Here is a 25344-nt window from a genome sequence, read left to right on the forward strand (position 1 = left end):
GTTTAGTTAATACGTAATAATTGTTTGTTATTCCAAAGAGGTTGCTTGCCTTCATCTAACCCTTCAAGGAATAAATAGGTGGCAGCACCTTTTAAACCAGCAAGTTCGGCAGGTAACTGCAAGTTATACACGCGTTCGTTACCGTATACGCCAACATATTGTGTGGTTAAGGTGATTGGCTCAACAAATAAGCTCGACGCGACAGAAATACGCACTAACCCTGTGTTTTTCATGCGAACAGGTAGTATTAATTGCTCTGCCGAAACAGCTAAACCACTGGCATCAGCCGCAAGCGGTGTGCCGCTGGCACGTGCTTTTGCTTGTGATAATAAGCCATCGAGCACTTTTTCTTGCTGAGTTTGGTTTAGTGTGACGATATCAGCTTGGGTACGATCAACGCGTACATCGGCAATACAGCCATAATCTTCAATTAACTGGCCTACATGGTGACCAAAGCGAACGGTCTGCATGTAGGACGAACGAATTGAAATATCTTGCGGTAAAGCAGCAAAAGGCGCACCAAAATCAGCAATAAAACTGCTGTGGGTTCTTACCGATGCACCACCGGCACCGGTTTGCGGATCTTCACCATAAATTACCGCGGCATCATTATCTTGCATACCGCAGACAAATAAATCAGTTGCTGAGTAACTACGGGCATTGCTGAGGACAGCCACAGGTTTGCTATAAACTTGCTTAAATGAGTTTGCATAAAACGAAGGTGTTAATGGCACATTGCGTGAATATTTTGTGTCAGTGCCAGCGACTTCAGCAAGCGATGCTGCGAACTCAGGCTCACTCTGACCATATGCAGTTTGAGTATAAATATACTGATTTAATGGTGAGTTTAATAAACGGTAATCATGGGCTTTGGTTTCTTGTGGAATAAATAATTGCGGCAGCATTTCAGACAAAAGCACATAACCTCCGCCATTGTTTCGCACGTCGATTACTAGGGCATCGGTGGTATTTTGCGCAGCTGCCACCACATCACGAATACCGAACAGTTCATTGACCCAATTAAGCTGTGGCGCAAAGGTACTAATGTTTAAGTAACCAATAGTTTGCCCTTTGTAGTTCACGGTATCGAAATAATACGCGCCACCAGGTGCACGGTTATTCGCAGGCCATGCACTCACTGGTGAAGGCGCAATTTCACCCATTTGTATTTCAGTGTCACGGGCTAACTCAAAGCCATCATAGTAACTTTGTGTCTGGGCAGACTGCGGTAATATCTCAAGCAGCGCTTGGGCATCTGAATTGATAATTGGTGAATTGTCAGCGCTGTCATTTTTTGCCTGATCAGACGTATTTTCAGCAATTGCTGCACCGCCAATTTTAACTGGGTGGTAGAGTAACCAATCAACCGTGACATCATATAACTCACCAGTTGATGCAGACTCTAACGTGACGGTAACCGTATCATCTTGCGGGAGAGTGGTTGAGCGATGACTTTGAAAGCGCATGTCATTTAAGGTGCGGGCAAATCCTGCATACGGGTTTGCCCCTGCACTTTTAGCTTGGCGGCTTTTAACTGCTTGGGCAATTGGCTCACCTTGATAAGCCACCACTAGATCACCGACTTGTGGCACAGGTTGCCCAGGAAATCGAGCGGCAAACGAGCCCCATACACTACTAAGTGCCACTGCAAACTCATCACCATTGTGAGTAACACGATCAAAGTTGAATGGTAAATAGCTTTGATGCTCACCAAATGGTGCCGGCAATGTGTAGTTTAAATGTAAATCACGCTGAGAGATAAATAGCTGACTCAATTGTGTATGCAACTGCGCTGTTGATAAATGGGCAACATTGGCAGCGATGTCATTAATGGTCTTAATCGGATCTAAATGGCCGTCAGCAGTAGGAGAAACGCCATAATATTCGTTCTTTTGATGTTGATTCACATAGATTTGTTCAAGTACCAGCTTGGCTTGTTCAACTAACGTGACTTTTTCGATGTCTGTTAGTTCTACAAAGCGCACTTGTTCGCGAACTTCTTTTAATGGTAAAAGCTCAAAAGCGTTCACCATGGTCGGCACAGCAAAAGCCAGCGCCACCGAAAGTGCTTTGAATTTCATAAATATTTCCCTTGATATCGTTATTGTTAAAGTCTTTGCCCTAAATAACTTAGGGACAAGAGACAGTTCGAGTGTACTGAAATTGCAGTGACAAAAGAGGAACTAAAACGTATACCTGATAAAAAAACAATATAAAAAGTGAATGAAAAACAAACGGATAAAATTCAAATGGCCGCAGTTGAGATGTAAACCTTAGATAAACAAAGCGCTTGTAACAGGTAAGCATTTTGTAAGCAAGTGTAAAGTATTCATCCTTAATCATGATAAAAACCCAAAAAATACCTGATTAAATAAAGCAAAATGCAGGTGCAACACTCAATAATCGTAAACTCGTCGCGTGCTCATCTTGAGGTGGGGGGAATAGGGCACTTGCTAGAGATTAACTTGTTATCGTTATTGAGAAGCAGCATTGCGTACGGCTAAACATGATTTTTGTTTAACTAGGGGGGATTTTCAACGTTTGCTTGCCAATTGGCGCTTTCTCCCACAGAGGGTTTTGATTACTATGGCTGGGTGTATTTTTATTGATTGTATTGTATGGCGTTTTTTTTCAAATCCCAGCCCGCAGCAGGAGTGAGTTGGGTAGCCAATGCTTATTGGTTTTTTCTTAGTGTCTTTGGGTTGGTATTGTTTAGCTGGTTGGGCTGGCAGGGCATGAGGTACCAGCAATTTCATTTTGATTTTCTCTATGACGCAATGGCAATCGCCGATCATATTGCGCAGTATGGCCCACAAAATAGGCACTTTTTGGGGTTTGAGCAACTGACAAAAATACAACATGTTGAGCTGTTTAATGGCATCGCTTCGGCCATTCATCAGCAAGGACACGGATTGACTGAGCTAACCTTTAGCAGTAGTTATGGTGTGCAACCTTTATTGACTCAGGCTGAAGTCGTTCACTTAACCGATGTTGCGTTACTCATAACTGGGTTTAATCAAGTCGTATTTTGCTGTGCGGTGCTAAGTGTGTTGCTGTTGAGTGCGCCGTTACTGTGGGTGAAGTCTGGGCCACTTGTGACTCGTTTGCCAGTATTCAACCCTTTTGGTTTGCTTTGCTTGTATGCGGGTGTCGGGTTTTCTATCTTGCTTGGTGTGGTGTTTGTTGGGCCAAAAGCAGTATTTTATTGGCTGCATGAGGTGGTCTTTCCTGCGCAGCACCAATGGTTTTTTTATTACCAAGACTCATTAATGACAACGTTAATGAAAGCCCCTGATTTATTTGGCATGATAACTTTAGGTTTATTGGGGTATATTGCAGTCATCACTCTGGTATGTACGTATGGGATCCGATCCTTGCTGGCCAAGGTAAAGCATTCGTATTGCCCTTAAGAGCATCAGCCTATCCATTTACATTTAGTATCTAAGCGATAGATTCTAAGGAAAAAAATGAACAACTTAACAATCCGCCAAGCTGTGATTGATGATGCGGCGACGATTTTACGATTTGTCACTGAGCTGGCTATTTATGAAAAAGCCGAGCATGAAGTGTTGGCAACAGAGCAAACAATTAAAGAGACCGTCTTTGCTAGTCAAGGCCATGTTAACGCCTTGATTTGCGAATTAAACGGCGAGCCCATTGGCATGGCGATTTACTTTTTTAATTATTCGACATGGTTAGCTAAACCCGGCTTATATTTGGAAGATTTATATATCACAGAGGCCAAACGTGGGTTAGGAGCGGGTAAATTATTACTCAAGCGATTAGCCAACATTGCAGTGACTCAAGGTTGCGGCCGTTTTGAATGGAGTTGCCTTGATTGGAATACCCCTGCTCGTGATTTTTATGAGTCTATCGGCGCGGTGGCACAAACTGAGTGGGTTGGGTATCGCATGTCAGGGCAAACTTTATCGACATTTGCACAATAGGCTCTATGGGTATAGAAGATGATTGCGTTAAGTGCACTTCTTTTTGGGGCTCGAGGCAAAAGACTGAGCTATACACTGCCAATTAGTTCATTTAAGTGTACTATTAATAGACTTAAGCTGTGAGAAAAAATCATTATGCTGCGTTTGGGTGTGATCATTGTTGCTATTTTTGCTTGCTTTTTTATTGCGGTAAACTTGGCTTGGTTTGACATGGCTCCTCAACTCGATTGGTGGAGTATTGTCGCTGAAGGTGCCATTTTTATTACCTTAATGGTGACGCTTTTTTCGTTGGGTAAACTGCGTGCAAATCAAGAAATCTATGGTTATCTAACTCTCGGTTTTTGCTTGATCCTCATTGCGATGTTAACCGAGTTCTTAGATGAAATCTTTCATCATCCCACTTTACTGACTGCCGTATTTGAAGATATTTTCCAAGTCAGTGGATTTATTTTAGTGGCAGTTGGATTAAAAAAGTGGGTGCACTACAACGTAAAAGTGAATGAAAACTTGCTACAACTTGCCCGTGAAGATGGCTTGACAGGCTTATTTGTACGGCGGTTCTTTTTAGAACAAGCTCAAAAACAGACTGCTTTGTGGCAACGTAATCATCAAGTTTTTTCTATTTTGATGCTCGACATCGATAGGTTCAAAGCCGTTAATGATAACTTTGGTCACGATGGGGGCGATCAGGTCTTGGTTGCCTTGGCTGAGTTACTAAAAGAAACTCTGCGTAGTACTGATTTGGTATCTCGCTGGGGGGGCGAAGAATTTATCGTGTTATTGCCAGATACTGAGCGTACTCAAGCAATTGAGATCGCAGAAAAAATCCGAGATAAAGTAGCCAATCTGTCGGTTTCTCATCATCGTCATACCATAGAGATCACCATCAGTATTGGTATCACACAAATAGAGCAAGATGATCTAGATATTCATGAAGTGATTAATCGCGCCGATCTACTGTTGTATCAAGCCAAAGAAAATGGCCGAAATCGCTGTGAAAGTGCACTTTCGCAGGGAAAATAATAAAGCCGAGCATTGCTCGGCTTTATTATTGATAGGCTAAACTAACGCTCACCTATTGAGAACTTCATTTTGCAAATGCATCTTGAAGTGGTGGTACGACTTGCTTTTTACGGCTTAATACGCCGTCTAACCAAGCACGACCCGCTTCTGGCGTTACACCGTAGGCACGTTCAACAATGCTTGCGTCATCAGAGGCAATTAAGATTTGCGACCCTTCTTTCATGATGTCTGTTAACAATAAAAACACAGAGTGACGGTTGCCTTCAGCTTTTAGTTTAGCGATATCCGCTTCTAAATCAGCTTTAATGTCATCAAACACAGATAAATCAATTACTTCAAGCTGACCAATGCCAACTAAGTTGCCATTCATGTTGAAATCTTTAAAGTCACGCATGACAAGATCGCGAGCTGGCGTGCCTTCAACTGCTGATTTGACTTTAAACATTTCCATACCGAGCGCTTTGAAATTTTCAATGCCTGCAATTTCTGCGAGGGCTTCAACACATTTAATGTCTGCAGTGGTGCACGTGGGTGATTTGAAAATAACCGTATCACTTAAAATTGCGCACATCATAATGCCTGCAATTTCTTTTGGAATTTCAACGTTATAAAAATCATACATCATTTTAATGATGGTGTTACTACAGCCTACAGGACGGATCCAACATTCAAGGGGGGTCGATGTTGTTAAATCCCCTAACTTATGGTGATCAACAATGCCAACAATGGTTGCTTCGCTGATGTCATCGGGTGCTTGTGTGATTTCTGAATGGTCAACGATGTACACGTCTTCGCCGGCATAGCTCATTTTTAATTCTGGTGCGTCAAAACCAAATTTATCCAGAATAAACGCAGTTTCAGGTGATAATTCACCTAAACGAGAGGCGATAGCAGGCTCGCCGATTTGATTTTTTAGATACGCGAGCGCGATTGCACCACAAATAGAATCCGAATCTGGGATTTTATGACCGACTACATACATTGACATATTGAACACTCCAATAAAATTTTGCCGCATTTTAGCAAAATTTTTCGGATTACGCCTATAACCAATACTAAGATTTTATGACCATTTATTTGGCTCTCGATTAAGCCTGCCATTTGGTTAGGCTTTTGGTTACACTGGTTGCGAGTAAATTGAGGAACCGTTTTATGCGCTTAAGTCGAACTGGTTGGAATAATGTCATCATATTTGCCATGTTATTGATGATTTTTTTATTTAATGGCTTACATCACAAATTAATTCAATCAGACAGCCCTGATTTAATTCAACCGCTTTTACCAACCAATAGTTTTGTATTGACCCTCGCTTATCCCGAAATGAAAATTGAGCGTGTCGGCATAAGTTGGCGTGCTACTGATTTGGTCAACATGCCATTGCCTGCTCGTAGTCCAGAGCAACTCGATAACCTTATTCGAGTCTGGCAGCAAGCAGAGGCGCCTTTGGTCGACGATGTCAGCCATTTACAGGCCATGTTAAAGCAACAAGGTGCGCAATCAGCCACTACCGTGTGGCTGGCGGGTCAATCGAATGCGTCGGTATTTCAGCTGATTTTTATTGATAGCCAACCTTATTTACTTGATCAACACCAGCAGCGCTGGTTTGTCCTTGAACCATCCTTAGTGAGCCAATTATTTCCATTTATGAGTCTAACGTCCGATGCCTGAATTACCCGAAGTTGAAGTAAGCCGAATGGGCATTGCCCCCCATTTAACCGATAAAGTTGTCAATGCGGTTCGCATTTATCATCCAACACTCCGCTGGCCTATTCCCGAAGAAGTCAGCTCCATTGCGGGACATAAAATCCGAATGGTGACACGACGAGCTAAATATCTTTCTTTGGTGACAGATATTGGTTCCGTGATCCTTCATTTAGGTATGTCGGGCAATCTTCGCGTGGTTGCCAAAGAGGAGCCACTGAAAAAACATGATCACATTGAATTTGAAATCGAAACAGGGGTTGTTTTGCGGCTTAATGATCCCCGTCGATTTGGCGCATGCTTATGGCAAGAGCCCGGCCAAAACCATGCCGTGTTTGCCAAACTTGGGCCTGAGCCGCTGACAGATGAATTTGATGCCCCTTATCTTTTTGCACACGCACAGGGTAAAAAAGTGCCCATTAAGCAATTTATTATGGATAACAAATATGTTGTGGGAGTGGGGAACATTTACGCTAATGAATCGTTATTTGAAGCGAAAATTCACCCGCAGGCCCCGTCAGGTACGCTGACTTTAGCGCAATTTGAATGTTTAGTGCCAATCATTAAACAAACCCTGCAAAAAGCCATTACCCAAGGAGGAACAACGTTAAAAGACTTTGCACAATCAGATGGTAAACCGGGTTATTTTGCGCAAGAGCTGAAAATTTATGGCCGCAAAGGAAAGCCTTGTGTGGTCTGTCAGCAGTTAATCGAAGAGGTGAGGCTTGGACAGCGCAGTACCGTTTTTTGCTCTAATTGCCAGCTATTGTAATAGAATGTAATACTTTTGGATGGATTTTACTTGTTTTTTGATCGAAAAATGGTCAGTATTCTTTGTTAGTTTTGAGTTAGATAACTTATTTAAATAACAAGGAGGTTATATGAAGCAGGTGTTGTTGGTATCGGTGATGTTAGGTGTGGCGTTTTATGCGGGTTATGCCAGCCACTCTAACGCGTACAATTTTACTAATTTACATACCAAACCAGCCACCCGCGAAGCAGTCTTAGATCATGCAGCGCAAAAATTTGATTCTTTGTGTTTTCAAAAAGCAGGCATGACTGACAGTAATTTTACCTATAAAAGTTGCACCCGCCGGGCGCGTGATTTTACCAAAATGTGCAAAGAACGGATCGCAAAAGATATGCCGCGCACTATCTCTTCCCAAGACGATTTCAAACGATACAGCTTGCGGATGATTAACTGTATTGTGCCTATTAGTTAAAGGGGTGCACTACGTGTTCTAACTCTCTAACCCCTTACTTGTTCACAGTTAGTTTTTTTGAATAGTCCCCCTCGATTTTGTTGCGAATCAAATACTTTTATCATTTAATTTGTGAACTTATGTTAGTTTATAAATAAACGATACTAAGCAACTTAATCGCAACTTAATCAAATGAGTTGTGTATGTTTAAATTTAGGGTGATGAACAGCATATTCCTATTTTTGGCCTTGATATTACGGGCCCGATTTTTAATGCTGGTAAAAATCGTGCTAATCTTTCTGCTGCTGAACAACGAGCGTACCAAGCACAGCTTCATTACGAACACACTGTGCTGTCAGCCTTGCATGAAGTGAGTAATAGTCTTGCCAGTTTTGAAAGTAGCAAAGCTATTTTCTCTGCTCAGCGAAGTCTTGTTTACAGCTCTAAAGAGTATTTACGTTTAGCACAATTACGTTATCGAAATGGAGTAGCTAGCTCACTGGATTTAATGGATGCTCAGCGATAGTTATTTTCTGCTCAAATTGCATTAGTGAAAGCGAAAAACGAACAATTGAACTCACTGACTTATTTGTATAAAGCATTGGGCGGTGGTTTTTAAGTTAATTGATATACAAAAATAAAGAGAACAATAAATGAAAACATCTATTTGTATGATTGCATCGCTATTGTCGGCACTGCTACTGACAGGTTGTGATACTAAAAATGAGACAAACACTGAAGACGCAACGAATAAAGTAAGTGTTAGCCAACCCGTGTTGGCCAAACCGACTGGACTAGATAATAAAATAGACAAAGACAGCACCATACCTGCAGAAACGGTGACGTTACCGCCGAAGAATGTCACAAAAGAGCAAGTAGCACAGCTTAAACAACAAGTGCTTAATTTGACTGAAGTGACTGCCGCGCAAGATGTTTCATCCTGCGCCGTGATTGCCTTGGGTCACAAATCGTGCGGGGGACCAAAAGAATACATCGCTTATTCAAAAGAGCAAACAAATGAAACGGCACTTAAACAAGCTGTCAGTGCTTATTATCAGGCAGATATGCAATATCAATTAGAGAATAAAATGATGTCGACCTGTGAAGTCACACCAGAACAGTTCCCAATTTTGCTTGAAGGGCAGTGTGGTTTGACTCCAGACCCAGCAGCAACGTATTAATTGTTTTAGATTATAAAAACAAATCAACATTTACTCGCTGTGCTTGTTTCTATTGTGGTATATTTTCTAAACGCACAAATGTGGTGTTGTTATGTGTGAGTTACTCCCTTATAACAACAACGTATGCGTGATTAATTATAAAATTAGCATCAAACCATAAAAAGGATTTTTATGACACAAGCAAAAAATGTATTTAGTTGTGCCTTTGCTGGTTTGCTTGGCGGGATCGGCATTGGGTGCTCTGCATATGGCTTGTTTTTTATTATTTCTGCGTATTTAGATCAGTATGAAATAACGCCACTTGGGTATATCTTATTGTTGGCCGGGTTAATCTGCATGACATTCGCTTACTTTTCGGGTAAAAAAGCGATTAAAAATCAAATTTCGATACGAATTCAATCGTTAGAATGAATGCGGTTCAATAAAAAAAGCTAACAGAGTGTTAGCTTTTTTGTGCCTATTTAACCCGGTTTCAGGTTAATGCATACTCTTAAAGCTCAAATGGAGCCACCCCAATACCACTCATGGTATAGCCGACTTGAGCAATATCACCACTCCAACCTTTAGTTGATAAAGTGCCAGTGACTACAATGGCATCATAGAGACTGTCGATGGGTACACCATCTTTAATTATGACATGGACAATTTGATTTGGCGGCGGCGGTGGCACATGAATACAGGCACCAAAAAATGGCACTAAGAGGAACTCAGTGATGTTTTCATCATCACCTTCTAAGGGCACTACAAAGCCTGGCAGACTAACAAGCTGATTATTGAGCGCTTGAACAACTGGTGCATCTAAATTAGGCTGAATCCAGTTTTGTTCAGCTCCTTCGTGATTGGCTTGCGCAGCAGCTTCGACTTGTACATGCCCTTTGGGGATTAAGTCTTCCCAGTAGAGTTCTTTGGGTTTGCCCTCAGCAAACGTAACAGGACTCACCATGAGGTGAGTGATAAGCACTAGCTTGATTAATATAGAGTAAAAAGACATAGATATTCTCATAATTTGATACTCATGCCATCCGCTAACGAGTATCGATAAGCTGTCACAGCAGGAATGAATCCAACACACAATCCGGCGCCAATAATACTGGCTATTAGCTTAACTTCATAGCCTGATAACGCACTTAACGAAACGCTTATTCCTGCAACGCTTTGTAAATAAGGGGCGCACAATGCAATTAAGAGATAAAAACCAAGCACTCCGCAAATCACTCCTGCACTGGTTACAAGCAAAGACTCTAGACTCAATAAGCTAAAAATATGGCTGGGCCTTGCTCCCACTGAGCGTAAAATAGCCAGCTCTCTACGCCGTTGATTCAAAGTGCTCAGTAAGGTGGTGAGCATGCCTAATAAGCTGATAATGACCACTGCGATTGAAATAAGCCACAGGGCTTTTTCAACAAAAGACAGCATTTGCCATAATTGCCTGAGGGTAAAGCCAGGCAAAATAGCCAACAAGGGCTCATCCTTAAACTGATTAATATTACGTTGGGCTTGCAAAGCAAACACAGGAGAGTTTAATCCCACTAGAAAAGCACTAATTTGTTTGGGATGGCCGACTAAATCAGTAAGCTGCTCATGCTCATGCTCATGCTCATGCTCATGCTCTGTTGAGGAAGTATCATGAATTCTATCAATCGCAATTAGCGGGATATGCACCGTTTTATCTACGGGTGTGCCTGTGGCGGCCAAAATTCCCACAATCGTGAAAGGATGCGCATCATGGTGATGGAAGCTGGTATTTCCTGCTCCATGAGACACCACAATTTGCTGGCCGAGTTCATAACCCAGCTCTTTTGCTGCAAGCGCCCCTAATACTACTTCTGTAGGATGGGCAAAAAGACGACCTTGTTCTACATGAAGTGCTTGTTTTTTGGCGTAGCGGTAGTGGGTGAAATAATCTAAGTTAGTGCCTAAAACGGCGTAACCTCGATGTGAGTCTCCTAACGAGATAGGGATGGTCCACTTAACGCCTCGTTGTTGCTTAATTTCTTGGTAGCTTTGCCAGCTGACCATATTGGTGGTGTGGCCAATGCGAAAAACAGATGCGAGCAATAACTCTGTGGCGCCACTGCGCGCGCCGACGATTAAATCTGTGCCAGAAATCGTGTTGCTAAAGCTCGCTTTGGCTTCAATACGGATGCGCTCAATACTGAGCAAAAGCATCACACTAATCGCAATGGTGAACAAACACAATAAAGCACTGCTTTTTCGATTAGCTAGGCTAAGTCGCGCGAGTTTAAATAAAATCATTGTGCGACTCCTGTATTGGCCAAGCTGGTAATATCAACACTACGGGTAAATAAAGGCGCAAGGGTTAAATCATGGCTGACAAAAACAATGCTAGTGTGGTGTTTTTTGGCCTCTTGAAACAATAATGAAATAAAACGTTCACGATTGTCGTTATCGAGCGCAGAGGTAGGTTCATCGGCGATAATGATTTCGGGTGCACCAATCAAAGCCCGTGCAGCGGCCACACGTTGTTGTTGGCCAATGCTCAGGGACATCACCGATTGGTGCCAATATTGTTGTGGTAATTCTAGCGCGGTTAATAATCGCTCGGCACTTTGCTTAATCGAACCATCTTGTTCAATCGCATGCATCGCACGTTTTTTAGAAAACGCAGTGGCCAATATGACATTTTCAATTGGATTGAGGTAGCTAATTAAATTGAAGTTTTGAAAAATATAGCCAATATGATCAGCGCGAAAACGGTCGCGTTTTTTCGCGCTCAGTGTACTGAATGGCTGACCTAATAAAGAGACTTCGCCTTGGGTTGGTACATTGATGCCAGCCAGTAACGACAGTAGACTCGATTTACCACTGCCACTAGGGCCAAAAATAAAAATCTGTTCGCCTTGTGCGATCTCGAGCTGTGAAATATCGACAACCGGTTTGTTTTGCTTAGGCCAATGAAATTGAAGGTGTGTAAGAGAAAGCATAACATCATCGTAATTTGAAGAATATTGCAACACTATAACATTTAATCAAGGTGACCAAGTCTTACACGACAAAACGCAGAAATTATCGATAGAGGCTAGCAGCTGAGTTTTGGTGGTTGATTTTTGTGCGAAAAAAACGTGCTTTTTATTGCACTGAGTAGTGTGTGGCTTGGCCACTTTAACTTTATATGACTCAACAAAGAGCAACACACTGTTAGTCTAACCTTTCGAGATGTGTTTGTTATCGCCTTTTTCTGAGGCCAGTTACACCACAAAAGCATAGCCTTGGATAAATCGCCAACAATTGGCTGTAAAAACAATCAGCAAAGAGCAACAGCCCTAATCTCGCTGATTTAATCGGGTTAATTTTGTGGCGAACTTGCAAAATTATCAGGTGATTTTTACCGGACAACGCGTCGCAGCGATTGTGATTTTCCCCCTGCTGCACTATTATACCGCCTGAAAAAAACAGTAGAAAATCAACCCCAATTTTCTTGTTTCACCTTTTTAGTATCGTAATATATCTTTTGGAGAGCCAATGAGCACCTATAAAGTATTGGAAGTCAATGACGACTTACCTATTCGCACCCAAGGTAATGTTCACAGCGGAAAAGTTCGCAGTGTTTATTGGTTAACCTCTGCCGACAGCGAACGTTTAATCGAAGAAAAAGGCTATCAGATCCCAACAGATACCCCTTTAGCTATTATGATTATTTCTGACCGCATTTCTGCATTTGATTGTATTTGGCAAGGTGAAAATGGCTTAAATGGTGTGCCAGGTAAAGGGATTGCGCTTAATTCTGTCGCGGCTCATTGGTTCAAGTTATTTGACCAATCAGGCCTTGCTGGTAACCATATTGTTGATATTCCACATCCGTATATTTGGATTGTGCGTAAAGCACAAACCGTAAAAGTAGAAGCCATTGCACGTCAATACATCACAGGCAGCATGTGGCGTGATTACGCCAAAGGCGTGCGTAATTTCTGTGGCATTGATTTACCAGAAGGCTTACAAGCAAATCAAAAACTCGATGAAGTCCTGATCACTCCGTCAACTAAAGGCATTATCACCGATGTGCCAGATGTGCCGCCTGTGGATGATGTGAATATCACTCGTGACAATATCGTTAATAATCTAGCGGCATTTAATTTCAAATCGCTTGCGGATGTTGACCAATACGAAAAGCTACTGACCGAAGGCTTTAAGCTGATCAGCGCACAACTGGCTGATTTAGGGCAAATTTTTGTCGATACAAAATTTGAGTTTGGTTATGTCGATGAAATCGATGGCAGCCAAACACTGATTTATATCGATGAAGTCGGCACGCCTGATTCGTCACGTATTTGGGATGAAGCGGCCTATAAAGATGGCAAAATCATTGAAAATTCAAAAGAAGGTTTCCGTCAATTGCTGATTAACAATGTTCCAGACAGTGACGTGTTATTAAATAAAGACCGGATGCCAGAGCGTGAAGCCCTTGCACAAGGCTACAAATTACCGGTTGAGGTGATGATGCAAGTGTCAGATACCTATGTTGGGATCGCAAGTAAGATTATTGGCGAGCAAATCGAGATCCCACAGGATCCACGTGCAGAAATTATCGAATTACTTGATAAAGAATATGGTTTAATCGACAAGTAAGCTTATTTACTTGCCGTGGTTTGTTTTGAAAGCTCCTTAGGGAGCTTTTTTAGTTTATTTAATCTAAACCATCAAAGCAGAGTATACTTGTTGATATTTTAACCGCTGCAATATCATGTAATCTGTCATAAATAATAGCGTTTTTTCCTTTTATACTTACCTTAGAACAAATTAGTGACTATTTTCCGTCCCTATTTAGTGTGTTTGAGAAAACAATATAAGCAATGCGGACAGTTTAAATTATAAAAAGTAACATTTATTTTACAATGCAGCGTGTATCCGATAAAGTGCGCATCGACGTTATCTTATAATGATTTGAAACAATAATAACAAAAAGGAATTTGATGTGTTTTCACTATTTATACTGAGCAATTCCTTTCTATTTACCTCAATTGCAAACCTGCCATTTTACAAAAACTAAAATAAATGAAAAATAAAATACAATTTGTGTCACGAACCTTATTAGGTCGTGCAAGATCTAAATGGACTAATTTGCCGTCTGGCATTTATTGTTTTACTTATCATAGAATTGGCGACGCAAAACAATGTGATTTTGATGCAAATGTCTATTCATGCACAGCAAAGCGTTTTGAGCAGCATTTAATGTTTTATAAAAAACATTTTGAAGTTATCAATCAGCAACAACTTCAGCAATTACTTGAAAGTGATAAACCGTTAGAAAAGAAATATGCATTAATTAGTTTCGATGATGGGTATATCGATAATTATAAATTGGCGTTCCCGATTTTACGAAAGCATGATTTAACCGCATTGTTTTTTATTACCACAGGGTATGTTAGTCAGCATAGAATACCGTGGTGGGATAAAATCGCATGGTTGATCAAAAAGTCAGAGTGTAAAAAATTATATTATCCAACAGATGCAAAGCCAGTAAACTTAAGCCGTCGCAATAAAAATAAAGTTATCAATGATGTACTTAAACGCGTCAAAGCGGATAATCAAACTTCAATGGCAGACAAAATTGATTTATTAAGTGAACTGTTAGGTACACAGCTAAATGAGTCAATGAATGACATTCAGTTATTTATGAATTTTGAACAAGTCAAAGAGATGCATCAAGCAGGCATGGATATCGGAGCACATACAGTTAATCATTGTATTTTGTCGCACGAAGATAGCGCTACGCAGCAGATTGAATTAGCGCAAAGTAAAGCTGAATTAGAAACGCTTTTAGGCACTTGTGTTCCTTTACTTGCCTATCCTGTGGGCGCATTTAATTGTTATAACGATGACACCATCAAGTTAGCGCAAGAGCTTGGTTATCAAGTGGCATTTACTTATGAAGAAGGGATTAATTTATCGCCTGCATCGAACCGTTTTGAGCTGTTACGATTCCCAATCGAAAATAATAAAAGTATCACACGGTTAAAATACGCATTATCGTATCCGAAAAATGTGCATTAATGAGCAAAATGAACAGTATCGCTTTAAAAAAATATACACTAAAAAATGATCGCCCATTCATCATGGCATCATGGCAAACGCTATTAGCAAATAGCGACCATAGCTATTTTCAATCTTTAGAATGGATGCATGCTTGGTTGACGCACTTGCCTGAGCATCAAGACTTAGATTTTTGGCTAATGACCAATCACAATGAGCCCTTAGCAGGCCTTGTTATTGGGACATGCTCGAGAAAATTTTTGGGTGTCAAACCATTAGTCAGAGCGGTTGTTCAAGGGGTGGGTCTTGAGGAGTTCGATCTCATTACTCCAGAATACACTGGGCTTGTTTATAATGACTTAGAGCAAGTTGATTTTGCGCTCTGGTCTGACACATTACTTAACCATTACCATGAAGTATTGCTACCTTACACCTCACCAGTACAATCGGTCAGGTGGATAAATCAAAAACAAGCACACTGTTTATATAATGAAGCCACTTATTATGCAGATTTGAACGCTTTTAAGGATGGAGAGTCCTTATTTTGGCAATCAATTAGTAAAAATACTAAGAAGCAGCTAAAAGCCTCATTGAATGCATATGAGAAAATGGGGTCATTAAACATTGAAGCAGCCAAAGATAAAACGCAGGCGAAAGAATTTTTGCATGAGCTGGGTAAATTGAGTTCACTTAAATGGGACTCAACGAATAAAAACGGCGCGTTTGATCAACAGCAATTTATTGTCTTTCATCAAAACCTGATTGAAAAATCATTTAATAACGGTCATCTACAATTGTTGAAAGTCACTGCTGCAGAGCACGTGATTGGCTATTTATACAATTTTATCTATCAAGGTAGCGTGTATTTCTATCAGTGCGGATTTGTATATTTAGAGCAAAACAAATTTAGACCGGGTTTAGTGTGTCATTACCTTTGCATGCAATTAAATGCGAGCAAAGGCGCGTTGAATTATGATTTTTTGGCTGGCGATAATCGCTATAAACAAAGTTTCGCAACCAAACAGGAGAACATGCCAACGCTATTATTACAGCGTAATAATTGGTATTTGAAATTGGAAAAAACGCTAATTTTATACCTTAAGCGACTGAAAAAATTCCAATTTAAACGTTAATTAGGCTGCAAGGGTCCATTACCTGACTTAACTCACAAGTAGTCTGAGTATTTGGGTCGAATGATTGATCGTTGAGTAAGGTTTGATTAATAGTATTACAGAGTCTCATAATACGCTTTTTTGCTAAAGCTTGTATCACATAATAAATAATGAAATATGCTGGTTAATGAACCGCACTTTGCGGATTAAAAACAATGCTCTATTATACTGCTCAGTCTCTGGTATCTGCTTGTTTAATCGTATAATATCTGTACTTATCGTGGCTTGTTATTTGCAAATATAAAGGATTTAAATGCATCAACGTTTTATCCAAAGTCGCCGGCAATTTATCGTTGAGCGTGGACGCCTGTATTTTGAGCATTGCTTAGTATTGACTCTCGTGACATTTTTAATGAATGTGCTATTTGGTTACACGGTACAAACTAGCATGTTTATTTACCTCCCTATTTTAGCCATGGTTGTGATCAGTTTATGGCTAATTGTGTTTAATTCCGGCAGTGCAAAAGTGATTGAGCGTGGCTTGATATTGAGTGATAAAGGGAAATGTTTTATTAAATTTGGTCAGGAGCAACACATTTTGTGGCAGCACTTTGCGGGTTTTGAATTACAAGGTTGGCCAAAAACAGTGGTAATTTCGAGTACCAAGCTAGGTCAAGAAGCTATCACCTTTAGTAACAACACATTTTCACCTGAACAACGCCGCGTTATATTTGAGCAGCTACGCTTTAAACAAGCACAACTCACAAGTCAGACTCAAGAGCGACCATCTAAAGATCAAAATACGCATAATGAGCACGCATAATTTAAAGGGATTGAAATGTTAAGTGGTATTCATCATGTGGCGATTATTTGTTCAGACTATCCACGCTCGAAATCGTTTTATTGTGATACGCTAGGTCTAGCCATTATTAACGAACAATACCGCGCAAGTCGTGATTCGTACAAACTGGATCTCGCACTTCCTGACGGTGGACAACTTGAGTTATTTTCATTTCCTGACCCACCTCAAAGGCACTCAAATCCAGAAGCACAAGGATTGCGTCATCTGGCCTTTGTGGTTGAATCAATAGAAACAGCGGTTGCTTCACTAAACGCTAAAGGAGTCGATGTTGAGCCGATCCGAGTGGATGAATTGACCGGCAAACGATTTACATTTTTTAGAGATCCCGATAACTTACCCCTTGAATTGTATGAACAGTAATTCAAGGGCACATGATCAGTCATAAAAAGGACAGCAAAATGGATGATAACACTAAGCAGCAATTAATTGCGCAAAGCTGGCAAATACACAGTGAGGTTGAGCAAGCATATCGCGCCCATCCAGCCAGTGACCATGATCCACTTTGGCTTGAAAAACAACGCCTACTATTAGCTGATATGGCGATGCATTTACTGCAAACCGCTCTTGGCACACAAGCATTGAATCAAGACGCACTACGAAATAACTTGCATGCTATTTTGACAGTCAGCGATGCTTTTTTACCACACGCTAAATTAAAACAAGCCACTGCACATTTATATCAAGACTCGCTGGACAATTAAGTTAACGGCTCGGTTTATCTGATCAACATGGGGCAATGCTTAGGCAGTACGAGCGCAATTTCAAGTGGGCAGACCTTAAAGTGAATATCGGTGACTGAGATAGGTTCGCCATCTAAATTCATTGGCATAGCATCGTCACTTTGCCAATGTGCCTCACTAACTTGATGGCGTTGCACAAAATCTCCAGAGCAATTCGGGTCGCTTAACTCGTTTATCACAGTGCTAATTGCAGCAGCTGGAAAGGCATGCAGTGCCACTAATTCTATTTTTCCATCATTGATATATGACTTGGCTGACAGGACTTGCCCTCCACCTGCTTGGCGGCCATTGCATAACGCACCGACGAGCACACTTTGTTCAATACGTTTTTCATCAAATGATACGGTCCCATTAAAGGGTTTAAAATCGAGTGCTTGGATTAAGCCAGTTAAAGTGTAAGCTCCGCCCCCTAAAAAATTTTTCAGCGCCGGCGGGGTTGTCGCGGTGACTTGTGCCCCAAACCCTGCAGTGGCAATGTTGAGGACATATTGCTGATTGGCTTTGATTAAATCGATTGAAGTCGATTGCCCTTCTGCCGCAAGCACAAGTGCTTCAAGTGCTGATCGAGTTGGGATCTCACATGCGGTCGCGAAATCATTGGCAGTACCAAGCGGTAAAATAGCTAACTCTGGGCGCTGATCTTTGGGGTGCTGCATTAAGGCATTCACCGCTTCATTCACGGTTCCATCGCCTCCGCCTGCAATAATGCGCGAGCAACGATCTTTCACTGCTTCTGCGACAAAGCGGGCAATATCGCCACCTTCCCAAGTGACTCTGACCTCGAGATCCCATCCTTGTTCACGTAATTGCATCACGGCATCACGCACGTTCGGTTGTGATGCTTTTTTGCCATTCAGTAATAGGCGAAGTTTCATTGTATGTTCCTTATAGGAGGGCGTGTTTAAACTGGATACCTCATTGATACTAAATAATCGTAACATTTACATGGTACTACGCAATGTTAAACCGAGATCGCAAGCTGCACTTTTTGTTTCAGTGCAGGTAAAATTACCAGTTCAAACCAGGGGTTCTTTTTTAACCAAATGTTATTACGAGGACTGGGATGGGGCAAGATCAGCGTAGTCTCATCAAGGGCTTGTTGGCGCACTTGTTCGGTGAGGGATCCTTTATGCGCACCAACGTGGTAGGCAAGGGCATATTGACCTATTACCAGCGTGAGCGATAGCTGGGATAGTTGCTTCAGCAGGGGGCGGCGCCATGTTGTGGCACACTCTTTATATGGTGGATTATCGCCGGACGGTCCTTTGCCGGGGTAGCAAAAACCCATCGGCAAAATGGCTAACAACTGAGGATCATAAAATTGAGCGGGGCTTAAGCCTAACCAGTCTCGGAGTCGGTCGCCACTGGCATCATCAAACGGTCGCCCTGATTGATGAGCACGAAGACCGGGTGCTTGTCCTGCAATTAAAATCCGTGCTGCAGGATTGAATTGAATGATCGGCTTAGGCGCTAAGGGCAAGTGCGGCGCACACATTTGGCACGTCATAATGTCCTCATGTAACTCTGCCGATGCATGGGTGAAACCAATTAGCTTGTTCATGAGAATTTACTGAGTACCCAAGTGCCCGACCTTGACTAAAATCACGGTCTCCTGTTCAACAAATGGCTGATGCTCGCTCATGTGTGGGCTGCGCAGCCAAGTGCCGGCCGGGTAGTGGCCATATTCGTCACAAAAAGTCCCACTTAAGACCAATATTTCTTCCCCACCAAAATGGCGATGAGGCACAAACTTCTCACCCGCAGGCCATTTAACTAACGCAGTATGTTCGACATCGTGTTGATGCAATTGCATGACTTTTAGATTGCCTTGACCTGTTTGCCAGATGGCTTGTTGCGTGTTAATGCACACTTGAGTGGTGTCATCGGGTAAAAATTGATTGAGCTTTACAAATAAGGTACAGCCATTTTTACTAAATGGCTGGTGACGACTGCCTGGTGGATTACGGATATACGTACCTGCAGGGTAGTCGCCGTGTTCGTCGCTAAATACTCCGTCAATGACATAAATTTCTTCGCCCATCGGGTGGAGATGAGGGCTGAAATGCGATCCTGCTTCATAGCGCACAATGCTCGTTGCATGGCCGCTTTCGGCGTGTTCACGTGACAATACTTTGCGCGTCACCCCAGGAAGTGGGCTGGGCTGCCAAGGTTGATGTTGACTACGGATCACCACTTTTTGACTCATATCCAAATTAATATGCTGCATAAATACCTGTGTTTACTGTCGAGTGGCCGTTTAGGATTATACGGCCATTTTTGAATCATATACGTCTGTAATATTGGACAAGTTTAGTTAATTTCGTCCTGCCATCACACCACCATCAACATCCCAAATAGCACCAGTGACCCAGCTTGCTTCATCTCTCAGTAAAAAGCGAATACTATTGGCTATATCTGAGCTGTGACCGATGCGGCCAATTGGATGGAAACTATCGAATGATGATAGCGCATCATCCAGTTGTTGCTCGTCAATGAAACTATGATAAATAGGGGTTTTCACAACAGCTGGTGAAATCGCATTGACACGAATGTTGTATTCAGCGAGTTCCATCGCCATATGTTGGGTTAAGGCATGGAGCCCCGCTTTGGCCATCGAATAGGCGCTTGAAGGGGTGGCTTTGATCGCTTGTTTTGCCCACATAGAGCCAATATTAACCACACTGCCTCCTCCATGTCGCTGCATTGATTGAGTCACAACTTGACTGAGGTAAAACGTCGCCCAGTTTAGCGCCATATAACGTTGGTAATCCGCTTGGCTATGGTCCAAAAAAGCTGTGGGTTTAAAGTAACCAGCAGCATTGACAAGATAATTGATCGGATAGTGAGAGAGTTGCTCGGCCAATCGTTCAAGATCGGCTTGCTGGTATAAATCAGCTTGTAACGCTACCACCTCAGTATAGGGGCTTAATTTGTCAGCTGCGGCGTTTAATTTATCTGAATTATTGCCCACAATAATGAGCTTTACTTTTTCATTGGCAAGGCGCTCTGCTGTCGCCAGTCCCATCCCACTCGTCCCACCAATAATTAATGCATAGCCAGAATATTGAAAGTTCATAATAATACCTTATTGTTAATCGTTAAATCGTGGCATTGTTTGCCGTTTAGCTGTGGTAATCTTATGCACATTACAGACAACAAAATAGTAAGCACAAATTGGTACTCTAGGCACAAATTGGTACATCTTTATGAATAATAACGATAAAAAAATTACGAGAATTCAGGGCCCAAGCGAAAGTGCGCGGATGGTCGAGACGATAATTGGCTGTAAATGGTCGTTGACCGTTTATCAATTACTGGCACATGCTATTAATCGTCCGGGAGAAATGGTGCGTGCTGTCGATGGCTTAACCACCAAAGTGTTGAATCAATGTTTAAAACGCAATGTCGACTTTGGTATTCTTGAGAAACACGTTTTTGCTGAAGTGCCGCCGAGAGTTGAATATCAAGTGACGCCTTTTGGTCAGCAATTTATAGCGGTGTTGGATTCACTTGAGCAGTTACAACACGCAATCAGCGAGCAAAATCAACTATCAGAGCCAACCCATGTTAAATAAACACACGTTAGTGGCTGACATTATCCGTGCGTTAACTGAGTTACACGCTATAGCAAAAGAAGGGGCCGACAACGCGCACGCAGGGGCGATTGATGAGCAAAGTGTCGCTGAAACACAATATGATACTTTAGGCCTTGAATCGGCCTACTTAGCTGAAGGGCTTGGGCGGCGTGTGTTGATGTATCAGCAAGAAATTCATGCCTATCAACAGTTATTATTACGTGATTTTACCGCCGATGACGCCATTAAAGTCGGCGCATATATTGTCATTAGTAATGATGAAGGGCTTAAACGGTCGTTATTTTTTGGCCCGTGCAGTGGCGGTCTGCAAGTTGCAGTAGACCAGATTCAACTAAGTGTGATTACCCGAGAATCGCCGTTAGGCAGTGCATTATTAGATAAATATCTCGATGACGAAGTGACCCTGAAATTGATGGGCAAAAGCCAAACGTGGACGATAGACACTGTGTGTTAGTTAAAATAGTGTGTAAGTTAAAAATATTGCAGCAAGGAATCCATAAAACCCAATTTGCTCGGCTGCGCGGTAATTTTGTCGATAACATATTGTTGTTTAGATAAACTCAAATACACGAACACTTGGTGAGGTTCGTTGCGTAATATCGCGTCAAATTCCACAATGCATTCTTGACCATCGCACTGGCTTTTCATTTGTTCACGAGTTGGCGAGAGATCTTGATAAAATGCGCAAATAAACGCCATCATCACTTGCCAAGGTTGCTCATTGGGGTTGCGCCACAATTTATGGGCGGCTTCTAATTCATCGGCTTGTAACAGTGCTTGGTGGTCAAGCACTGTCTGCTTTGGATCCGCAGCCATGCAGAAAAATGGCACCAAAATCAACATAAAGAAAAAGCATCGGCTAGGCATACATCAAACCCTTGTAATTATTGATGTCTTTTTATCATGTTTAGTTTTGGATCACGTGTACCAATTTCCTATTAGGTAGTCGATTTTAGTATATAGAGAGCGAAAGATTGAAACGGGTATCACGTTCTACTCTGTTGCAAACCATCTTGAAACAATTGCTTGCATTTATAACCTTCTGTTTGGTCCAAAAGCGCTTATCAATTGCAAATGAGTGTGATTAGATAAAGCTGGAATGAATAACTATTAAAAATTAAATAACAACAAGGAATGAAGATGAACACACTGTCGACTTTTGCATTATGTGGGGTACTTGCAGGTGCTACATTGACAACGATGGCCGTTGATGCAGCCCCAGTGGGTGAAGTGGTTAAAAGTGACATTCGAAGTGCTAGTCATAAAGCGCGTGATGAGTTTCGTAACCCGCAACAAACACTGAACTTCTTTGGTATCCAAGAGAATATGGCTGTAGTGGAAATTTGGCCTGGCGGCGGCTGGTACAGTGAAATTTTAGCGCCGATGTTGGCAGACAAAGGCACGTTTTATGCGGCGCACTTTCCATCTGGCACCGATGTGGAGTACTTCAATAAACACCTTCCTAAATACCAAGCAAAAATCGCCAATACAAAAGGCATGGAGAAAACTAAATTAACCGGTTTTCATCCTAAACACGCCACCGATATGGCGCCAGCAGGCAGTGTGGATGCAGTGCTCACATTTAGAAACTTGCACAATTTTTACATGAATGGTGATGAGGCATTGAAAATTGCACTCGCATCATCGTTTAAAGCACTTAAACCTGGCGGTATTTTTGGCGTGGTTGACCACCGTTTGCCTGAAGAACTCGATGCTGAAAAAAATCGCAATTCGGGTTATATCAAACAAAGTGTGGTGATCAAAATGGCTGAGGAGGCTGGATTTAAGTTCGTAGCTGAGTCATCAGTCAATGCTAATCCTCTTGATAATGCACAACATGAAAAAGGCGTCTGGTCTTTATCTCCGACGTTTGCGCTTGGCGAAAAAGACCGTGCTAAGTATCAAACGCTGGGTGAATCTGACCGTATGACGCTTAAATTTGTCAAGCCGAGCACGATGTAAGGCATACCCTGTTTGAACTAACGTTCACGGGAAGAACGCCAAAAAAGGGAAATCATTTGATTTCCCTTTTTTTACTGCTATGGCATCAGCATTTGTTCACACTGCTCAATCTTGTCCCGCTCTTGATAGTGGTTTGCATTCAGACCCAGTAGTTGGGGTAAGGTTGCTGAAATACAAATTGACGATAAAGTGCCAACCACAATACCGCTAATTCTTGTGCCGCTTGAGGGCAGCGCATATTGGTGATGCTAAAATGACTCCAAAAGTACGGAAGTAATCTTAGCTACATTGATGATTTTGCTTTTTTAACGCTGTTGCCGTGTTGATCTTTGCAGTATTCAGAAAACACCGTTGCTAATCACTTTCATATCAAGCTATTTAGAATAAATCCCTTGAGACTTATATAGCACTAATGAGCCTATCCAATTTAGATCATTAGGGTATTTATCTAAAATCTCATTAACTATTTTCCAGTTCAAAGGTTCGCTATCTGTTTGTTTTACTATGTAATATTTCTGATGAGCATTCATGTAACACCCGTTAGTAAATTAGTTACTTTATAAGATAAACTGTATGGACTTCCCAGCTCTCACTAGACAGTCTGTTGTTTCAAAAAATACGCTTCTTCGAATTTAGCAGGTGATATACCGCCTGTATGCGAGTGGCGTTTTTTTGGATTGTAAAACATTTCTATAAAGTTAAATATCTCTGTCTTCGCTTCGACTCTGGTCGAATATATCTTCTTTCTGATCACGCGCTTTTTAAACGTAGCAAAAAAGCTCTCAGCAACCGCATTATCATGACAGTTTCCTCTGCGGCTCATGGAAGGAATAAGATTATGCTCTTTCATAAACGCTAAATAATCTGCACTGCCATACTGACTGCCTTGATCGCTATGTACCAACACAGATTGTTCTGGCCGACGTTGGTAAACGGCCATTAATAATGCCCGGATAACCAAATGCTTATCCATGTTTTTATCCATCGACCAACCGACAACGCGTCGTGAGAACAAGTCGATAACTGTCGCTAAGTACAGAAAACCCTCATACGTTCGCACATACGTGATGTCACTCACCCACGCAGTATTAGGTGAGTCTGGGGCAAAATCACGCTCCAATACGTTATCTGCAATCCGTGATGGCTTAACGCCTTTGATGTATTTGCGCTTGTAACCAATCTGCGCTCTAAGGTTGTTCAGTCGCATAATTTTAGCAACACGGTGCACGCTACAAGACTCGCCCGCTTCACGAAGATCACGATGTATCCAAGGGCTACCATATGTTCCGCCGCTGGCAATATAGAACTCTTTTATCCGCTTGAGCAGGCGATTATCTTCAATCGCTCTCGTGCTCAACGGCTGTTTAAGCCATGCATAAAAGCCACTGCGATTGATTTTTAATACACGGCACATGGATAACACAGAGAACTGCTTCTGGTGATCTCGGATAAAGGCGTACTTTACTCTAGCTGGCTTGCAAAGTACCTTGCGGCCTTTTTTAAGATGTCCCTTTCCTCCGTGACCCGCTTCAACTCTGCCTCTAACTTAGCAATTCGAACCGAATCATCAGATGACTGGCGAACGGCTTTATTGCCACTTAACTGGCTTCGCCAGTGATAGAGGGATTTAGTTGAAATACCAAGCCGATCAGCAACTTCCTGAACTGAATAACCACGCTCAGTAATTTGCTTGACTGCTTCTATCTTAAACTCTTCGGTATACCGTTTGCCTTTGCTCATAAACACCTCTATTTGAAGTTACATTGTAACTGTTAAAAGTGTCTAGCAAAGTCTGGGAAGTCCAGTAATCGGTGATAACAGCACTGCTCACCTGATTTTGAAATAAAAGTGTAAACCTTATTAATTAATAGGGTAAGGCGGGATAGCGCAGCAAAAAGGCAAAGTAAAGCGAGAATAAGAGCACAAAAAGTGAGGACTGAATCGTAACTTAAGTCAACGTTCGGTCTTCTCAAAAATTATTGACTTTATAGTTTGTAGTTTGTAGTTTGTTTTAATTTTAAAGGACT

Annotated in this window: 29 protein-coding genes and 1 pseudogene; 18 read left to right on the plus strand and 12 right to left on the minus strand. The window is 41.8% G+C overall.

Annotated features, from left to right (window positions below):
* Window positions 1–2: 2 nt before the first annotated feature.
* The gene (locus PULV_RS19990; protein ID WP_193332452.1) at window positions 3–2081 is read right to left on the minus strand and encodes a S41 family peptidase; all 2079 of its coding nucleotides are present in this window, start codon (window positions 2079–2081) and stop codon (window positions 3–5) included.
* Window positions 2082–2618: 537 nt separating this feature from the next.
* Between PULV_RS19990 and PULV_RS19995 the strand changes: the two genes are divergently transcribed.
* The 3 genes from PULV_RS19995 to PULV_RS20005 all read left to right on the plus strand — a co-directional run bounded on the left by PULV_RS19995 (window position 2619) and on the right by PULV_RS20005 (window position 4970).
* Window positions 2619–3410, plus strand: coding sequence for a lipoprotein intramolecular transacylase Lit (locus PULV_RS19995; RefSeq protein ID WP_086745507.1), 792 nt, complete (start codon window positions 2619–2621; stop codon window positions 3408–3410).
* 57 nt (window positions 3411–3467) lie between these two features.
* Window positions 3468–3947, plus strand: coding sequence for a GNAT family N-acetyltransferase (locus PULV_RS20000; RefSeq protein WP_193332453.1), 480 nt, complete (start codon window positions 3468–3470; stop codon window positions 3945–3947).
* A 135-nt stretch (window positions 3948–4082) separates the two neighbouring features.
* On the plus strand, window positions 4083–4970 hold the full coding sequence (locus PULV_RS20005; RefSeq protein ID WP_193332454.1) for a GGDEF domain-containing protein: 888 nt from the start codon (window positions 4083–4085) through the stop codon (window positions 4968–4970).
* Between the two features lie 64 nt (window positions 4971–5034).
* Here the strand turns inward: PULV_RS20005 and PULV_RS20010 are convergent, their stop codons facing one another.
* Entirely contained in the window at window positions 5035–5958 is a 924-nt protein-coding gene (locus PULV_RS20010) for a manganese-dependent inorganic pyrophosphatase (protein WP_193332455.1), read from the minus strand.
* 164 nt (window positions 5959–6122) lie between these two features.
* Here PULV_RS20010 and PULV_RS20015 point away from each other — a divergent pair, with 164 nt between their 5' ends.
* From PULV_RS20015 to PULV_RS20040, 6 genes are all read left to right on the plus strand, one after another.
* Window positions 6123–6638, plus strand: a complete 516-nt coding sequence (locus PULV_RS20015) for a hypothetical protein (protein WP_086745510.1) — start codon at window positions 6123–6125, stop codon at window positions 6636–6638.
* Entirely contained in the window at window positions 6631–7443 is an 813-nt protein-coding gene (gene mutM, locus PULV_RS20020) for a bifunctional DNA-formamidopyrimidine glycosylase/DNA-(apurinic or apyrimidinic site) lyase (protein ID WP_086745511.1), read from the plus strand. The genes PULV_RS20015 and mutM overlap by 8 nt, the downstream gene beginning before the upstream one ends.
* 109 nt (window positions 7444–7552) lie before the next feature.
* Window positions 7553–7894 (plus strand): hypothetical protein, encoded by a 342-nt coding sequence (locus tag PULV_RS20025; RefSeq protein WP_086745512.1) that lies wholly within the window; start codon window positions 7553–7555, stop codon window positions 7892–7894.
* Window positions 7895–8126: 232 nt separating this feature from the next.
* A complete protein-coding gene (locus PULV_RS22160) occupies window positions 8127–8399 on the plus strand; it encodes a TolC family protein (protein WP_227009474.1) in 273 nt (90 codons plus the stop codon).
* 127 nt (window positions 8400–8526) lie between these two features.
* A complete protein-coding gene (locus tag PULV_RS20035) occupies window positions 8527–9054 on the plus strand; it encodes a hypothetical protein (protein WP_086745514.1) in 528 nt (175 codons plus the stop codon).
* A gap of 171 nt (window positions 9055–9225) precedes the next feature.
* Window positions 9226–9465: a hypothetical protein gene (locus PULV_RS20040; protein WP_086745515.1), complete on the plus strand. Its 240-nt coding sequence runs from the start codon at window positions 9226–9228 to the stop codon at window positions 9463–9465.
* A gap of 79 nt (window positions 9466–9544) precedes the next feature.
* Here the strand turns inward: PULV_RS20040 and PULV_RS20045 are convergent, their stop codons facing one another.
* From PULV_RS20045 to PULV_RS20055, 3 genes are read right to left on the minus strand one after another with little or no spacing between them, the layout of a single operon-like run.
* Window positions 9545–9997 carry a DUF3299 domain-containing protein gene (locus PULV_RS20045; RefSeq protein WP_227009475.1) on the minus strand — a complete coding sequence of 151 codons (453 nt, stop codon included), beginning with the start codon at window positions 9995–9997 and terminating at the stop codon, window positions 9545–9547.
* A gap of 56 nt (window positions 9998–10053) precedes the next feature.
* Window positions 10054–11310, minus strand: coding sequence for an ABC transporter permease (locus PULV_RS20050; protein ID WP_193332456.1), 1257 nt, complete (start codon window positions 11308–11310; stop codon window positions 10054–10056).
* The gene (locus PULV_RS20055) at window positions 11307–11999 is read right to left on the minus strand and encodes an ATP-binding cassette domain-containing protein (RefSeq protein WP_086745603.1); all 693 of its coding nucleotides are present in this window, start codon (window positions 11997–11999) and stop codon (window positions 11307–11309) included. Before PULV_RS20055 ends, PULV_RS20050 begins: the two co-directional genes overlap by 4 nt.
* A gap of 538 nt (window positions 12000–12537) precedes the next feature.
* Here PULV_RS20055 and PULV_RS20060 point away from each other — a divergent pair.
* From PULV_RS20060 to PULV_RS20085, 6 genes are all read left to right on the plus strand, one after another.
* Window positions 12538–13641, plus strand: coding sequence for a phosphoribosylaminoimidazolesuccinocarboxamide synthase (locus PULV_RS20060; RefSeq protein WP_193332457.1), 1104 nt, complete (start codon window positions 12538–12540; stop codon window positions 13639–13641).
* A gap of 426 nt (window positions 13642–14067) precedes the next feature.
* Window positions 14068–15066, plus strand: coding sequence for a polysaccharide deacetylase family protein (locus PULV_RS20065; protein WP_193332458.1), 999 nt, complete (start codon window positions 14068–14070; stop codon window positions 15064–15066).
* A complete protein-coding gene (locus PULV_RS20070) occupies window positions 15066–16178 on the plus strand; it encodes a GNAT family N-acetyltransferase (RefSeq protein WP_193332459.1) in 1113 nt (370 codons plus the stop codon). The genes PULV_RS20065 and PULV_RS20070 overlap by 1 nt, the downstream gene beginning before the upstream one ends.
* Before the next feature lie 292 nt (window positions 16179–16470).
* Window positions 16471–16980 carry a hypothetical protein gene (locus tag PULV_RS20075; protein WP_086745521.1) on the plus strand — a complete coding sequence of 170 codons (510 nt, stop codon included), beginning with the start codon at window positions 16471–16473 and terminating at the stop codon, window positions 16978–16980.
* Between the two features lie 15 nt (window positions 16981–16995).
* Window positions 16996–17379, plus strand: coding sequence for an SMU1112c/YaeR family gloxylase I-like metalloprotein (gene gloA2, locus PULV_RS20080; RefSeq protein ID WP_086745522.1), 384 nt, complete (start codon window positions 16996–16998; stop codon window positions 17377–17379).
* A 38-nt stretch (window positions 17380–17417) separates the two neighbouring features.
* Window positions 17418–17720 (plus strand): hypothetical protein, encoded by a 303-nt coding sequence (locus PULV_RS20085; protein ID WP_193332460.1) that lies wholly within the window; start codon window positions 17418–17420, stop codon window positions 17718–17720.
* A 14-nt stretch (window positions 17721–17734) separates the two neighbouring features.
* Here PULV_RS20085 and yegS read toward each other — a convergent pair whose 3' ends face one another.
* From yegS to PULV_RS20105, 4 genes are all read right to left on the minus strand, one after another.
* Window positions 17735–18634, minus strand: a complete 900-nt coding sequence (gene yegS, locus PULV_RS20090) for a lipid kinase YegS (protein WP_086745524.1) — start codon at window positions 18632–18634, stop codon at window positions 17735–17737.
* 86 nt (window positions 18635–18720) lie between these two features.
* Window positions 18721–19320, minus strand: coding sequence for a uracil-DNA glycosylase family protein (locus tag PULV_RS20095; RefSeq protein ID WP_193332461.1), 600 nt, complete (start codon window positions 19318–19320; stop codon window positions 18721–18723).
* A 6-nt stretch (window positions 19321–19326) separates the two neighbouring features.
* Window positions 19327–19986, minus strand: coding sequence for a cupin domain-containing protein (locus PULV_RS20100; protein ID WP_193332462.1), 660 nt, complete (start codon window positions 19984–19986; stop codon window positions 19327–19329).
* 87 nt (window positions 19987–20073) lie between these two features.
* Window positions 20074–20835: an SDR family NAD(P)-dependent oxidoreductase gene (locus PULV_RS20105; RefSeq protein ID WP_193332463.1), complete on the minus strand. Its 762-nt coding sequence runs from the start codon at window positions 20833–20835 to the stop codon at window positions 20074–20076.
* Between the two features lie 130 nt (window positions 20836–20965).
* Between PULV_RS20105 and PULV_RS20110 the strand changes: the two genes are divergently transcribed.
* Both PULV_RS20110 and PULV_RS20115 read left to right on the plus strand, forming a co-directional pair.
* Window positions 20966–21334, plus strand: coding sequence for a winged helix-turn-helix transcriptional regulator (locus tag PULV_RS20110; protein WP_193332464.1), 369 nt, complete (start codon window positions 20966–20968; stop codon window positions 21332–21334).
* Entirely contained in the window at window positions 21324–21809 is a 486-nt protein-coding gene (locus PULV_RS20115) for a hypothetical protein (protein ID WP_193332465.1), read from the plus strand. Before PULV_RS20110 ends, PULV_RS20115 begins: the two co-directional genes overlap by 11 nt.
* 17 nt (window positions 21810–21826) lie before the next feature.
* Here the strand turns inward: PULV_RS20115 and PULV_RS20120 are convergent, their stop codons facing one another.
* Window positions 21827–22222, minus strand: coding sequence for a hypothetical protein (locus PULV_RS20120; RefSeq protein WP_193332466.1), 396 nt, complete (start codon window positions 22220–22222; stop codon window positions 21827–21829).
* A gap of 273 nt (window positions 22223–22495) precedes the next feature.
* Here PULV_RS20120 and PULV_RS20125 point away from each other — a divergent pair, with 273 nt between their 5' ends.
* Window positions 22496–23317, plus strand: a complete 822-nt coding sequence (locus PULV_RS20125) for a class I SAM-dependent methyltransferase (protein ID WP_193332467.1) — start codon at window positions 22496–22498, stop codon at window positions 23315–23317.
* Window positions 23318–23394: 77 nt separating this feature from the next.
* Here the strand turns inward: PULV_RS20125 and PULV_RS22075 are convergent.
* Window positions 23395–23526, minus strand: a pseudogene (locus tag PULV_RS22075) (protein translocase subunit SecF); the annotation flags it as partial.
* 383 nt (window positions 23527–23909) lie between these two features.
* A protein-coding gene (locus PULV_RS20130; RefSeq protein ID WP_193330725.1) for an IS3 family transposase occupies window positions 23910–25057 on the minus strand; the annotation gives its coding sequence in 2 pieces (ribosomal slippage) (window positions 23910–24823 and window positions 24823–25057; 1149 coding nt in all).
* Window positions 25058–25344 lie beyond the last annotated feature (287 nt).

This window comes from Pseudoalteromonas ulvae UL12, from assembly GCF_014925405.1.
Taxonomy (GTDB): Bacteria; Pseudomonadota; Gammaproteobacteria; order Enterobacterales; family Alteromonadaceae; genus Pseudoalteromonas; species Pseudoalteromonas ulvae.